This is a genomic window from Klebsiella sp. A-Nf5 (assembly GCF_002810545.1).
Taxonomy (GTDB): Bacteria; Pseudomonadota; Gammaproteobacteria; order Enterobacterales; family Enterobacteriaceae; genus Klebsiella; species Klebsiella variicola.
On the sequence record NZ_PIOG01000106.1, the window covers coordinates 1 to 14,954 of the forward strand.

12 protein-coding genes are annotated in these 14,954 nt (G+C 36.3%); all 12 read right to left on the reverse strand.

What is annotated here, in order from left to right:
* Positions 1-1,055: dTDP-glucose 4,6-dehydratase (gene rfbB / locus CWM53_RS10715; protein ID WP_100750787.1), on the reverse strand; the 1,055-nt coding region annotated here is incomplete at its 3' end.
* A 222-nt stretch (positions 1,056-1,277) separates the two neighbouring features.
* Positions 1,278-2,684, reverse strand: a complete 1,407-nt coding sequence (gndA, locus tag CWM53_RS10720; RefSeq protein WP_060619172.1) for an NADP-dependent phosphogluconate dehydrogenase — start codon at positions 2,682-2,684, stop codon at positions 1,278-1,280.
* 244 nt (positions 2,685-2,928) lie between these two features.
* On the reverse strand, positions 2,929-3,978 hold the full coding sequence (locus tag CWM53_RS30475; protein ID WP_133123784.1) for a hypothetical protein: 1,050 nt from the start codon (positions 3,976-3,978) through the stop codon (positions 2,929-2,931).
* Positions 3,979-4,008: 30 nt separating this feature from the next.
* A complete protein-coding gene (locus tag CWM53_RS10725) occupies positions 4,009-5,253 on the reverse strand; it encodes an oligosaccharide flippase family protein (protein ID WP_165785069.1) in 1,245 nt (414 codons plus the stop codon).
* Positions 5,253-6,170 carry a glycosyltransferase family 2 protein gene (locus tag CWM53_RS10730; protein WP_100729443.1) on the reverse strand — a complete coding sequence of 306 codons (918 nt, stop codon included), beginning with the start codon at positions 6,168-6,170 and terminating at the stop codon, positions 5,253-5,255. Before CWM53_RS10730 ends, CWM53_RS10725 begins: the two co-directional genes overlap by 1 nt.
* Before the next feature lie 32 nt (positions 6,171-6,202).
* On the reverse strand, positions 6,203-7,030 hold the full coding sequence (locus CWM53_RS30480) for a glycosyltransferase family 2 protein (protein ID WP_133123785.1): 828 nt from the start codon (positions 7,028-7,030) through the stop codon (positions 6,203-6,205).
* A gap of 32 nt (positions 7,031-7,062) precedes the next feature.
* Positions 7,063-8,151, reverse strand: a complete 1,089-nt coding sequence (locus CWM53_RS10735; RefSeq protein WP_100729444.1) for a glycosyltransferase — start codon at positions 8,149-8,151, stop codon at positions 7,063-7,065.
* On the reverse strand, positions 8,148-8,978 hold the full coding sequence (locus CWM53_RS10740) for a glycosyltransferase family 2 protein (protein ID WP_060619714.1): 831 nt from the start codon (positions 8,976-8,978) through the stop codon (positions 8,148-8,150). The genes CWM53_RS10735 and CWM53_RS10740 overlap by 4 nt, the downstream gene beginning before the upstream one ends.
* A 42-nt stretch (positions 8,979-9,020) precedes the next feature.
* On the reverse strand, positions 9,021-10,136 hold the full coding sequence (locus CWM53_RS10745; protein WP_100729446.1) for an EpsG family protein: 1,116 nt from the start codon (positions 10,134-10,136) through the stop codon (positions 9,021-9,023).
* Between the two features lie 167 nt (positions 10,137-10,303).
* Entirely contained in the window at positions 10,304-11,221 is a 918-nt protein-coding gene (locus CWM53_RS10750; RefSeq protein WP_072199776.1) for a glycosyltransferase family 2 protein, read from the reverse strand.
* Between the two features lie 39 nt (positions 11,222-11,260).
* On the reverse strand, positions 11,261-12,688 hold the full coding sequence (wbaP, locus tag CWM53_RS10755) for an undecaprenyl-phosphate galactose phosphotransferase WbaP (protein ID WP_060619717.1): 1,428 nt from the start codon (positions 12,686-12,688) through the stop codon (positions 11,261-11,263).
* Between the two features lie 84 nt (positions 12,689-12,772).
* Positions 12,773-14,941 carry a polysaccharide biosynthesis tyrosine autokinase gene (locus CWM53_RS10760; protein WP_100729447.1) on the reverse strand — a complete coding sequence of 723 codons (2,169 nt, stop codon included), beginning with the start codon at positions 14,939-14,941 and terminating at the stop codon, positions 12,773-12,775.
* Between the last annotated feature and the right edge of the window lie 13 nt (positions 14,942-14,954).

The following is a 14,954-nucleotide window of genomic DNA, read 5'->3' on the forward strand; positions in this document are numbered from 1 at the left end:
AGGCCAAGACGCTCGCCGGCATAGGAGCCGTCCAGCACGCGCTGCCACCAGGTCTGGTTGTTCAGGTACCAGTGCACGGTTTTCTCAATCCCGCTCTCGAACGTCTCCTGCGGTACCCAGCCCAGATCGCGCTGAATTTTCGCGGCATCGATGGCATAACGCAGGTCATGTCCCGGACGGTCGGTGACAAAAGTGATCAGGTCGGCGAAGTGGGCGATGTTGCCCGGCTTCTGCGCCACCACCTTGTCGAGAATGGCGCAGATGGTGCGCACCACGTCGATATTTTTACGCTCGTTATGACCGCCGATATTGTAGGTCTCGCCGCTTTTGCCTTCGGTCGCCACTTTGTACAGCGCACGGGCATGGTCCTCAACATACAGCCAGTCACGGATCTGCTCCCCATTGCCATACACCGGCAGGGGTTTACCCGCCAGGGCGTTAAGGATGGTCAGCGGGATCAGTTTCTCCGGGAAGTGATACGGACCATAGTTGTTGGAGCAGTTGGTCACCACCACCGGCAGGCCATAGGTGCGGTTCCAGGCGCGAACCAGATGGTCGCTGCCCGCTTTGGAGGCGGAGTACGGGCTGCTCGGGGCGTACGGGGTTTCTTCGGTGAACAGGTCATCGGTGCCGTGCAGGTCGCCGTACACCTCATCGGTGGAAATATGGTGGAAGCGGAAGGCCTGCTTCTGCGCGTCCCCAAGCCCGGACCAGTAGTGACGGGCCGCCTCCAGCAGAGTGAAGGTGCCGATCACGTTGGTCTGGATGAAGGCTGCCGGGCCATCAATGGAGCGATCCACATGGCTTTCTGCCGCCAGGTGCATCACGATATCCGGGCGGAACTCGCTGAACTGGGCTGCCACAGCAGCAGCATCGGTGATATCAGTCTGGGAAAACGAGTAGCGTTCGCTCCCGGCCACCGGCGCCAGGGATTCGAGGTTGCCGGCATAGGTCAGGCAGTCCACCACGCGGACTTCATCCCGGGTACTTTCAATGATATGACGAACTACAGCAGAGCCGATAAAGCCTGCGCCACCGGTGACAAGAATCTTCATATTTTATTTACCTTTGATTACACATGCAAAAAGAAAATAATTGCATACATCTCCATATTAAAATGTTTGAGATGTAATTTCATGGGGATAATATCGGAGGAACACTTTAAAAACAAATAGCGAAATTCTTAATTTTCGCTATTTATCATAATAGAACTTGATAATATTCGAGCTTTTTTAATAGACCTTCAATAAAGTTATGAAGGTCTAGTAAGATAAATATTAATCTAACCACTCAGTGTGGAAAACGCCTTCCTTATCGGTACGCTTATAAGTGTGCGCACCAAAGTAATCGCGCTGAGCCTGAATCAGGTTAGCTGGCAGAACTGCGGAACGGTAGCTGTCGTAGTAGGCAATTGCGGCAGAGAAGGTCGGTACCGGAATACCATTCTGCACGGCATAAGCCACGACATCACGCAGCGCTTGCTGATAGTCATCAGCGATCTGTTTGAAGTACGGCGCCAGCAGGAGGTTAGCAATGCCAGCGTTTTGCGCATAAGCATCAGTGATCTTTTGCAGGAACTGCGCACGAATGATGCAGCCAGCGCGGAAAATCTTAGCGATCTCGCCGTAGTTCAGATCCCAGTTGTATTCATCAGAAGCAGCACGCAGCTGGGAGAAGCCCTGAGCATAGGAAACGATTTTACCGAGGTACAACGCGCGACGCACTTTTTCGATAAATTCCGCTTTATCACCGGCCGGTTGAGCCTGCGGACCACTCAGCACTTTCGACGCGGCTACACGCTGATCTTTAAGCGAAGAGATGTAACGAGCAAATACGGACTCGGTGATCAGAGACAGAGGTTCGCCGAGATCCAGTGAGCTTTGGCTGGTCCACTTGCCGGTACCTTTGTTTGCAGCTTCATCAAGAATGACATCAACGAGGTACTTACCTTCTTCATCCTTCTTGGTGAAGATATCTTTGGTAATATCGATCAGGTAGCTGCTCAGTTCACCTTCGTTCCATTCGGTGAAGGTTTGCGCCAGCTCTTCGTTGGAAAGTGCCAGACCGCCTTTCAACAGCGCATAGGCTTCAGCAATCAACTGCATGTCACCATACTCGATGCCGTTATGAACCATCTTCACATAATGGCCAGCGCCATCAGCACCGATATAGGTCACACATGGCTCACCGTCTTCAGCAACCGCAGCAATCTGCTTCAGAATCGGAGCGACCAGCTCATAGGCTTCTTTCTGCCCACCAGGCATGATGGAAGGCCCTTTCAGAGCGCCCTCTTCACCACCGGAAACACCGGTACCGATAAAGTTAAAACCTTCGGCAGACAGTTCACGGTTACGACGGATGGTGTCCTGGAAGAAGGTGTTGCCGCCATCAATGATGATGTCGCCTTTGTCGAGGTAAGGCTTCAGGGAATCGATGGCGCTGTCGGTGCCAGCCCCGGCCTTCACCATCAATAGGATACGGCGTGGTGTTTCAAGGGATTCAACAAACTCTTTTACTGTGTAGTAAGGGACCAGCTTTTTGCCAGGATTTTCGGCAATCACTTCTTCGGTCTTTTCACGGGAGCGGTTGAAAACGGAGACGGTATAACCACGGCTTTCAATGTTCAGCGCTAGGTTACGCCCCATCACTGCCATACCGACAACCCCGATTTGTTGCTTGGACATTACATACTCCTGTCAGGTGTGATCACTGCAATATTTACTGTAAGTCATTCGTACTCATGGTAACTCAAAGATGACTATACTCAAAGAGCAAAACATTAAGTTTAACTCTTCTATAAAGCAACAACATCAAAATCAAAAAAACATTGTAAATATCAAAATCAGAAAAACCACACAGTAAATAATGCTTTATTCGTAACACTCTTTATCAGAAGATAAAAAATTAATATGAACTAGACATCCCGGACTAATTAGCTAATATATTTCTTGCAAAATCAGAGGTGAAATTCATGTTGCTAACAGATACTCGCTTATTAGACAAAACAGTAAAATCGTTATTGACACCATCGGTTAACAATGTAACGTTATTTAAAGTTACCTGGTTATGATTGTACTGCTCAAATAGATAGTACTGACTTTTATTTTTACCAATAAAAATACAGCCACCATTAAAAAAGAATGAAGAGATATCGTTATGAATAGTTACAATAGGCGAATCTCGTTCTGCAAACTCAACATGGCCATTAATAGTTACATGACCATTTATGATATGAGCGATTTCTTTAAAATAATCAAAACTTCCTCCCTGCCAATATATTTGACCTAAAGGATTGTCAATATAAAATGCAGTGCCACCATTTTGCCATATGCAAGAAGAAAAAGAAAAACGTTCATATGAGTCTTTCTCTTTAATCAAATAAAGAAGATAATTACAATTATCGAAACCGCAGCGATCCCAATTCCACCCCCAACCACCAACACCATTACTAAAGATGCGATTAAAACCAGTGAATCTGCATTGAGATATGTTAATTAGGCATGAAGGATTACTCCCCGGAGTAGCATTATTCGAAGCGTAAATTAAGTTAATTTTATTTTCGGAGACAAAGTTTATCGAGTCAAATAATGAACCAACTCCATTGGTGTAAGACACATTACCTTGACCATCAGGTCTGAGTACTATTGCGTAATCCCGGCCTCTGCTCTTTTGAGAGAAAACTAGAGTCACTGGTCCTAATATATTAATTTTTGACGCGTCAATGTATAAAGTTTTAGATATTCTAATCACACCACTCAATTGAATTAATACCTTCTGAACCCCATTAGGTACAATTTGCGCATACCCTGCAGCCTGATCTAAAACTTTTTGCAGGGCATCAGTACTATCTTTTCCACCGGAAAAATCTATGTCATTGAGTAATAAATTAGAGGAATCAACAGGTGACCCATTAGCAGTATAGACTTTCAGAAATGGTGCACTAATCAGCGCTGTTGAGATAAACGTTCTTCTATCCATAAACCACCTTTGAATTATAAAAATGAGTACCTATTGAATTAATATTTTCTTTTTCTTTATGAACTTATAAAATAGACACACAATCAACAATTCAACTAATGAAATAGAGATTGCCACACCATAAACCCCTCCCCATTTAATCATAGGGTATATGATTGAAAAATAGAAAATGACAGCAAATAGATACACTTTTTTAAGATAAAAACTTTGTCCTGCCGGAATCACTATTAAGTTAACTAATATCATCGAGATAGCAATAATGAACTGAGTGAAAATCATAACACGCAATAGTGCCGATACACTCTCACTCTCAGAGAAAAACAAATTAATTACGACCTCTCCTAAAAAATAATTAGAAATATAGGCAAAAAGGCTAATACCTAAAAAAACATACGCAATTTTAATGAATAACTTTTTTAAAGTCGAATATTGTTGCTCATGAAACAATGAGCATACACGGCTAAAATTTGCTTGAACAAGAGGTATATATAACTGACGCAAAACATTAGCTAATTTATCAGCAAAACTATAGACGCCTAAAACACTATCCCCTAAAAACACTTTAATGATAATTGGATTAAAATAAGTAAAACCAAGAGTCAAAAATGAAGCTGAAAAGTTATGAAAACTATCTCGAGTGAGTATTTTAATGTCCTCAAAAGATATATAAGACGTGGCGAAATCGACAATTTTATTTTTTAATATTATTATTTGCATACCAACACCAGCTAGTACTGGTGAAAATAGCTGACAAATGGCGGCAATTATAAGATCATCTTGATCCTTTACAAATAAAACAATCAATAATAATGATAACAACCTAGATGCAAAATTAAGAAAAGCCACATTTGAATTTCGTCCTAAACCTTGAAATAACCATGCAGGCATTAATATTGATGAGCTGGCTGATATAACACCTAAAATTGTTAACTTTTTATCAATTATGCTTTGATTTGATAACAAAACAAAAACAACACCTAATAAAATAACCACAATAAAAATTAGCGATTTGATAACCTGTACATTTGAATAAATTCGGCTAATATTTTTTGTGTTGTTAGTATCTATCCCAATATTTCTTGCAGCAGAAAAGTTAAATCCAAAATCCACGAAAAAAATAGCAATATAGCTTATTGCTTGCGCATAACTTAGTTTTCCAAAAAACTCAACGCCCAACACATGTGCCAAATAAGGAACTAGTACGAGGGGGAGAATTATATTTGAGACTTGCACCAAGTATAAATATATAGTTTCCCGACCAACATTAGCTTTCATTAAATAAACCACCATATCAAATAAGTTAAATACTTCGACTCCCCTGATTTCACTTTTTTAAGTAAAGACAATCTTTCTTTGTATGTTATTTTACCTAGGACTAGACTAAGAAACTTATCATTTTTGACTGTTGGTTTTGCCAAATTATTAAAACGCTCAATGAATCTTTTCGTTATGATATTGTTTCGTCTTAATAATTCAGGAATATTTTTAATCATTGTGAGTGTAATACCATCTTGTTTAAACATGCCTGACGCACCAACTACATTCCCACCATGCTGTCTATATTTAATTAATGGTTTATTGACATAAAATATATTTCCATAATATGCAGCAATTAAAGCAATCCACCAGTCATGCATGCGCACATCATCAGGAATTGGTTCAAATAGACTTTTTAGAGAACGATTAAACATCATTACACAACCAGGTATGTGGTTGCTAATTAAAAAATCCTCAGGATTACTACATTGATTACTTTTGTTAGATATCCGGAAAAAAGAACTATGAATGCAATTCAATGTTGAATCAACCACTTCTAAATCAGAAAAAACAAGAACAGGTTCTCCGAATTCATTTTCTTTATCTTTCATACTGCTTAGTAAAGTTTCTAATTTATCAGGCATCCAATAATCATCTTGGTCACACAAACATATATAGTCCGTATTGCAGTACGATAATGAACGTTTAAAGTTTTTGAGAGCACCTTGTCCACCCGTAACATCATGTACAATCAACTTTCCCTCTGTGTATAGGGGATGCTGATGTAAGAGTTCAAGTGTATTATCAGACGAACCATCATCGCATACATGAATAATGAAATTATTGTATGTTTGTGATTTTATCGAATCCAACAATTCAGTAATGTAGCGAGATCCATTGTAAGTCGCCAACGCAATAGAAACATCAATAGCCATCGTTCACCCTCTATCCAAAATACGATTAAAAACTAGCAGCGTGGATGCTTACCTTTAATAAAACAACTTATTAAAGATAATAGATTGCCCCAATTAAATAGAATGATATTTTTTAGCAAGCGCTTCACGAAATAATATATTCTAATGCGATTTGGGTAACGCCTTGCTATAATTGCAGCATCATAAAGCCTTTCTCTTTCTCTAAATAACGATGGTTTAGAATTATTTGCTCTTGATAAAGAATGCATTATCACGGAAGAGCAGATGACATTTAATTTATAATCTAGTTCTTTTAATCTTAGAAAGAATGATGTATCTACACCATATAACGCAAAATTTTCATCAAAGACACTTCCATATTTATTTTTCAACAGCGGTACTATATCACGTTTAATAGTAAGCCCTGATGATATAGACATTAGGTCATCAATATCGATATAGCCTTCATTCGTAATTGGAACGCCGTTCACCGTCGGGTAATAATATTGACCATCATCAACACTTAATATCCTTGGAACGCAAACATCAAAGATGTTTAAAACAATATTTCTAAAAAAAGTGATCTCCAACTTTGAATCATCATCGATAATAACAAAATAATCAGCTCTACTATTATCATCAATAAAATCATTATATACTTTACTTAAAGGTTTATTTTCTAAATGTTCAATATATCTTATCCCTTGGAATAAACTCTCATTAGATGACAAAAATTCTTGCACTTGTGGGATCGATTTTGGACCATTATTGACAATGGTAAGATCTACATTGCATAAATCATTGCACAATAACATTGTACGTAATGTGGCTGAATCTGATATGATTTTATTGTATAGAACTACCAGTACTGAAATTTTCATTCTCTTCCCATCATTCACCAAATGGTATCAAATCAGCTATCGAGAGCATTTTTCAAAATCTTTGTCCAAGAAAAATTATCTATAGCAAAATTACGCTCTTTACTTGCAAAATCTGTAGGTAATTTTTTGTACCAAAGAATTATTTCAGATATATTGATATCGCTTTCATCCGCATTAACTTGATATATAAAAAACTCATTATCAAAAGCATCATCAACATGACTTTTTATAAATGGTATGCCCATTGCTGCATATTCTTTCGATTTAATTGAGCTGTTATTATTATTACCACTTCGATGTCTGCCTAGCGCATCAACACAAACATTAACTTCTTCTAACAACTTGTTTATTTCATCATCTTCCATTCTTCCCAAAAAATGGACTTGGTTTTCAACACCTTTATCATGAACAAGTTTTTTAAGTCTAGAGTATTCAGGTTCTGTATCACCAACTATATAAAAACTAATAATATCTTTATGTTCGTACTCTGCGATCGCGTTTATTAATCGATCATAACCATGCCAGTACATTAAGTTAGCAATACCAGCAAATGTAAAACGAGTTACATCTCTTTTATTACTACCTAAAAATTTAACTCTAGATTCATCAACACCATTATTCATTTTTTTAGCATTTATACCATATATCTTTTCTGGCCCCTCTCCAATGTAAAGAACCTTAGAAAGATTTTTTTTAAAGAAGCAAAGTGAAAATTTATATGATAAATAACTAATATAACCCAGCAAGCCTTCACTTTCATTTTTATAAGGATAGGTTGGAATTTCGAAAAAAATTTTTGCTAATGTATTAGCCTTTTTTACTTTATTAATTGGCATGAATGAGAATAAAGGATACAACCCACCATGAGGTTTACGAAAATACACGACATCATAAATGTCATTTATTTTCTGAGATAAGGTATAAAATATAAAATATCGGTGAAACAGTGGGTAAGTTACTTTATTGTTGTCACTTTCAATAACTAACGCCCCGGCATCATAATAAACCAAATCGACTGAATAACCTAATCCATGCAATGCATTAGCTTGTGCTTGTATCTTTTTCCAAACTCCATTAGATAAGTCTTTTGTTATATGCGTAAGAAACAATAATTTTTTCATTCACCCCCCCCTTTCCTTTCAATTAGTATGACATAAAGGTATTTCAAGATAGAAAATGGTAAAGCTCTTTTTTTGAATTTAAAAGCTATCTTCATGTCATTTTTGGCTGATATCAACCTACTCCAATAAGGGTTTTTTTTGCGCTCTCCTCCCCATCCCCTGCAATGATATGCAAATAAGTCATTAAATATTAAAATCTGCCATTTACTTTTTATTCTTAACGAAAGCTCAATGTCTTCTTTGTACATAAAGAAGCTCTCTTCGAAGCCAATATTTCCTGAACTATCCTTTAATTGCATTAAAGCCGAGACTCTACAAAGCATAAAAGCACCACATATTGCCTCATATTTAACTAATGACGTAGAGTTAATCTCACATCTAATATCCTTCCATCTGCCAAGATAATCACAATAGATCCCCAAGGAATCATAGTTATTACTTTTCTTTCCTTCATCAAAATTATACTGAATTAATGGAACAGAAAAAATGCCAACATTGGAATATTTTTTTTCGTAAATACGTTCTAACATTACACTTAGAACGTGCTTTTCAACTCTTGCATCAGGGTTTAAAAAAAGCACAAAATCATAATTAATAATATCGTATAAGCCTCTATTATTAGCCTTTGCAAAACCAATATTATTCTCAAAGATGACATCTATCTCTTCGTTTTCTCTAGATAAAGCTTTCAAGTACGCTGTATCAGAAGAACCGGAGTCTACAATCCGAACCTGACACTCAGCATTATGTAATAAAGGTTCTAATGCCCAACTTAAATATTTACTACTATTATGAGTTACAATTACCACCAAAATCTTCTTATGCATATGAAATCCTATAGTTGAACGATGCTCCATCATTATTATAAATTAAAGGCATCTGGTTATGACAATATCTTCATAGTATTTACGTAATATTGTACACTTTCGACCTATCTCATTATTAATATCTTTCTGTTGAGAAAAAACAGAAAGATGATTTGAGGCACCTTCTCTATAAAGTGGATTCCATAATGGTATTGTTGCAATTGAATAAACAATTATCACATAAGTGAATTTGAATAGTGTCATTTTAGAGCCTTTACCGCTCTGACTCATGAACCCGTCCACTGAGATAATCAAGAACGGAACAAAATAATACCCTATCCTCACCAAAAATGAAGACAATCTACTCAAGAAAAGGAAAAAGACAGCCCCCACCCCAGAAAAGATACCAGCATTAGCATCCCGCTTTAGATATAATAAAACAAACAACAAAAAATAAAGATAAATCAATTTTGACTGAAATACATATGTCCAAAAACCGATATTTTTATCAGAAAATAAATAAGCATATGCCGAAATTTTATCGCCAACAAAAGGTATCCAAGAAAACAAAGCAGGATTATATAATGAATAAAGCAAAACTGAAGTAAGTATGAACGATAATATCATAAACTTAATCATACTTGCTTTATTGCTTTTTAGCATAAATAAATATAGCAGCGTTAGAATAGCCGAAATATGAAAAAAACTGGCTATTATCACATAAAACACAAACAGTAATTTCTTTTCCTTTGCTATAAATTGCATTGCATATAAAATTATACATAACGCAATACCTTGTCTTATTTGCTCGGTAAACATGAAAAAACTTAAAAAGCAAAATATAGTAAAAAAAGCAAGATTTGGACTTTTCAATCTTATACAGAAGGAGTAGACCATGATATACATCAATGCAGTAACAATTGAATTAAATACAGGAAAATCCATGCCTAAGAATACAGACAATCGCATGAAAATAAGGTAGCCGGGCTCTATAAAAAAGCTATTATAATATCCTCTTTGTACATCAAGATAGGTATCATAATAATTCATCCAATCATACCCATAAGCAAAGGTTAGACTATAATACAAGCCTACGATTATAATGGATAGTTGAAACAATCTTTTATTCTCGATGAAAGTCATAAATAACAATATTGTTGCCGATATTAAAAATACCATATCCACCACTTTCAGATTATAATATTTATATTACTTTAAGGAAGGCAGTGCAGAATAAAACCCCACAACCTTCAGTGTTCACTATTTAACCTATACTACTTTAACAATAAACTTATATGGTTAATAAATGCGACTTTCAATGATTTAAATAACCTTCAAATAATATTTCATGAACTTGTTTTCCAGAACCGCTTATGCATACTGCAAAGCCGCACCAAAGATTTTGGAATATGTCTATATCTTTTACCTAATTCATATCCCATGAATTTCATAAAATTATTAATTATTGCCAGCGGCACAATCATCCATTTGTCGTTATTTATCAAATATCTTAATTCTGATATAATGAATTTTTTACCTTCCCCTCCAGCATTCCCAAATTTTTCTCGAATCCATTTCTCATCAGTATGAAAAACGCCAATATCAAAATAACGTTTAAACTCCTCACTAGGAGTGTAGTTATGTGAATGATATACTATTGCACTTGGTACATAAGCAATTTTATAACCTGCCAAAACAACTTTAGCTGCATAATACATATCTTCACAGAGGATTGTATTTGAAGGAAATCCGCCTAACTTTCGGAAAATAGATAATCTATAAGCAGAAAATGAATTCGACATAAAAACAGTCTTAATTCCCATCTCTGGAATATTTTCTTTTCCACAAACATAACCATGTGAAGAGTAATTAAATGAACGCGCATGTTTTGCTAATGCACTAGCTCCCTCATGTGGAAGTTGCCTTCCATAAGCGCATGCAACATCTGGATCGTCAAATGCTCGAATTATATTTTCGATAAAATGCATCTCAGGTATAGCATCTTGTGTAAGAAATATTACAACATCGTACTCTTTAAAATTATCGATTGCGCGATTACGGGTACCACCATGATTAAAATCACTACCAGGAATCATCTGCACATCAAACCCATTTTGTTCAGCAATTTTTACTGTATCATCCTTGCTTTCTGAGTCAATAACATGAACGTGAGTATTATTAGGAGCATATTTCTTTATTTCAGAAGCAGATTTCTCCCAGATTTTCCCGCCATTATATGTCGGAATTGCAATAAAATATCTCATTGAACATAACTCTTCAGTTTCATAAAAATATAAAATTTTTTAATATGCACCATCTTTTCTTAAAACAACACTAATTGTTTTAAACAAAATGGCAATATCGTTCCACATTGACCAGTTTTTGACATACCACGCATCTAAATATACTCGAGTCTCATAGTCTACATCACTTCGCCCACTAACTTGCCATAAACCAGTCATTCCTGGTTTACTTAAAAGATAGTACTCGACCTCCTCATTATATCTTTCAAGCTCTGCGGTAATAATTGGTCGAGGACCAACCAGACTCATTTCGCCTTTTAACACATTAAATAATTGAGGAAGCTCATCTAAGCTAGTTCTACGCAATACACCACCGATCTTAGTTATCCTCGGATCGTTTTTTAGTTTAAATGTTTCATCCCATTCTTTTTTTGATTCTGGATCGCTTTCTAGAAGAGCTGTCAAAACTTCTTTTGAGTTAATAACCATCGACCGGAACTTAAGGCATTTAAACGGAACCCCACCTTTACCAATTCGTTCATGTCCATATATAGCAGGTCCACCATCCTTTTTTACCTTCCTACTGATATATAGCAGCAATGGAGATAATACAATTATAATTGCAAGAGAACCAAATATATCAAATGCTCGTTTAAGTATTCGGGATGACCACTTTGCTAAGTTTTGTTGAACACGGAATATCATAACCTCATGACTAAAAATAAACGACATATCTGTACTATCTAATGGCATACCACGCAAAGTTGGGATGACTGAAACATATCGATATCCATTTATCATAAAAGTACGTAGCCACTTATTACGTAAATCACTTTGATGTGATTCAACAGCTACTATGAATTGCGTTTTCTTGTCAATGTTGGTTAACCAACTTGGAGATCTTTTTAATACTGGTAAGTTGTCAATATATGTATCATCATCAAAATCTTCATCACCTGAAATAAACCCAACAATTACTAGACCTAAATTCCGCTCACTACTTATCGCACGATAGGCCTCTTGAGCATTCGGTCCACTTCCTATAATCCAAGTATCCCTTCGCCACAACCCGAAAAAGTCAAGTGTCCTCTTAGTCAACATCCTCGCTAATGGGACCAACATCATTATAAAGATCCATGTAAGTATCCATAGAGAACGTGAAAATGACCAAGTTGCAAATGCCATTACAGCAATTTCTATAATAGCAAAAATGACTAGTGTTCTTAATATTTCTTTAAGTTCGAACCAAAAAGTTTTACGATAAAAATAATGTCTAAGCCGCATCGAATACCATGCTACACAACAAATCGCCAGTATCCAATGTAATGCAATCCATTGTGAGATCGGATTATCATGCACATATTTATCATAATCAGTAATGATCATCGAAAAAATATTTAACGATAAGTACAAAGAAATCATGAAGCTAAATAAATCAGATATAGCCAAGGCGGTACTGACAATTATATTTCTGCCGAGAAGCGTCATATTCCCCTCTCAATTTAACACGCTTTGAATTAATCAAGATCAGGGGTATAAAAATGATTATACCCCATTACTATAAATTACTATTTATTTATCATTTTTATCCGAATACGAGTATCCGTAATGATTATATCCATAACCGTAGTAGCTACTAGCTTTTTTAACTACACCATTCAATATACTACCTTTAACTGTAACACCAGCTTGTTCAAAACGTCTTACACTAACTTCAATTTCCTTTGCTGTATTCAACTCAAATCTAGCAACTAATAATGTAGTTCCTGCATAGTTACCTATGATCGCAGCATCGGTTACAGCAAGTATCGGGGGAGTATCTAATACGATCAAATCATATCTTCCACTTGCCAATTCTAATAATTCCCCAAATCTTCTATGCATAAGAAGTTCAGCAGGATTAGGCGGTACCATACCTCTTGGGATATAATCAAAACCAGCCTCGTTGATTGTTCTTACTGCATTATTTAAATCTATTTTTCCAGATAGAATATCTGATAGGCCATTAATATTCTTTTGTTTGAAAAGTTTATGCGTATATCCTTTACGCATATCTGTATCGATAAACAATACCTTTTTTCCTGTCTGGGCAATTACTGCAGCCAGATTTGAACTCACAAAAGTTTTTCCTGCATTTGGACTTGCTCCAGAAATCATTAGCACATTATTACGTGACTCCATCATTGCAAAATGTAAGCTTGTTCGCAGTCCTCTGATAGCTTCAATTGCTAGATCTGCTGGATTTTCTACTGCCAAAAATGATGAAATTTCATCTTTTGAATTTTTTAACCATCCTTTATCTTTTGCATTACTTTTCGCAACACTTTCTGCAACTGGTATGCTTGCATATACATTGATACCAATTTCTTCAAGTTGTTCTGGCGTCTCTAATCCTCTGCGGAGAAATACTCTTACTAATACAAGCCCTGCAGAAAATATAGCACCAAGTACTATGCCAATAAGAACAATTAATATTTTTTTGGGTTTTACTGGCTTTGGCTGAGTAACAGCGTTATCAATTATGCGGACATTACCTATTGCACTTGATTTTGCAATACTCAATTCTTGTTGCCGGTTAAGCAATTGCATGTAAACTGCTCGACCAGATTCAACATCACGACTTAAACGCAATATTTCTTGCTGTGTTTCCGGCATTGCACTTACACGTTTATTTAATTTTGTTTTTTCATCCTGTAAAGTCTTCCTTTTTTCCATTAATGCTTTATAAGTTGGATGCTCTTTAGTATAGAGTTGTGATATCTCAGATTCTCGGAATGTTAATTCATTTAATTGATTATCAACATTAACAATCTGATCAAGTACAGCTTTAGCTTCTAGTGATAAATCAACTGAATCACTCTTTCTTCTATATTGATTTAATTTATCCTCTGAAAGGTCAAGATCATTCCTAACTTGTGGTAGTTGTTTATTCAAAAAATCTAGGCTCTTTGCATCCTGAGCGGCCTGCCGTGCGATATTTTGCGCTAAATAATTTTCACTAATACTATTGATAATTTTTTCTATCAAATCTGGATTATCACCATTTAATGATAATACTAACATCCCAGTATCTTTACCTTGGTCTACTACACTAATTCTCTCTTGAAGATCCGTAATTGCTTTTAGTCGAGATAGATAAGTTATAGAGAATTCAGTACCAGGCTCAGCATCTATTTCATCAACTTTTAGTGAAATACCTTTCTCATTAATTAGCTGCCCAACATATCCAGTAAAAGTAGAGTTATCAAGCTTGACACTAAATCTATTGGAGTCTATTACACTTAGCGAAATCTCCGGCTCATCACGGCCGTTTTCTGGAATATATAATCTCGATATTGTAAGATGTCCTGGTTTGTTACCTATTAAGCGTGAAAATCCTCTTCCAAATACTGGGAAGTATTTTTGTTTTACCTGTGCCTGCAAATTAAGATCATCGACAGTTTTCCCAATTATCATCCTAGACTGTATTAGTGCAATTTCCGGTGCAGACTGAGGTTGGCTATCAGGTAGCATCTGACTTAAATTACTTAATATTGCATTGGCTTGCTTTTGTTCAACTTGAATTAATGCATCGGCTTGATATATCGGAGTTGAAAATAAAGCGTATATCAATGCTATTAATGTAAAAAGAGAAGTAACTGAAATAATTAATTTACGATGATCTATAAACTCACCAATAAGTCGCCCTAAGTCGATTTCATCTGTTTCTTTTGATGGTGTTTTATTCGTCACTGATGGCATGTGATTTTTCCCG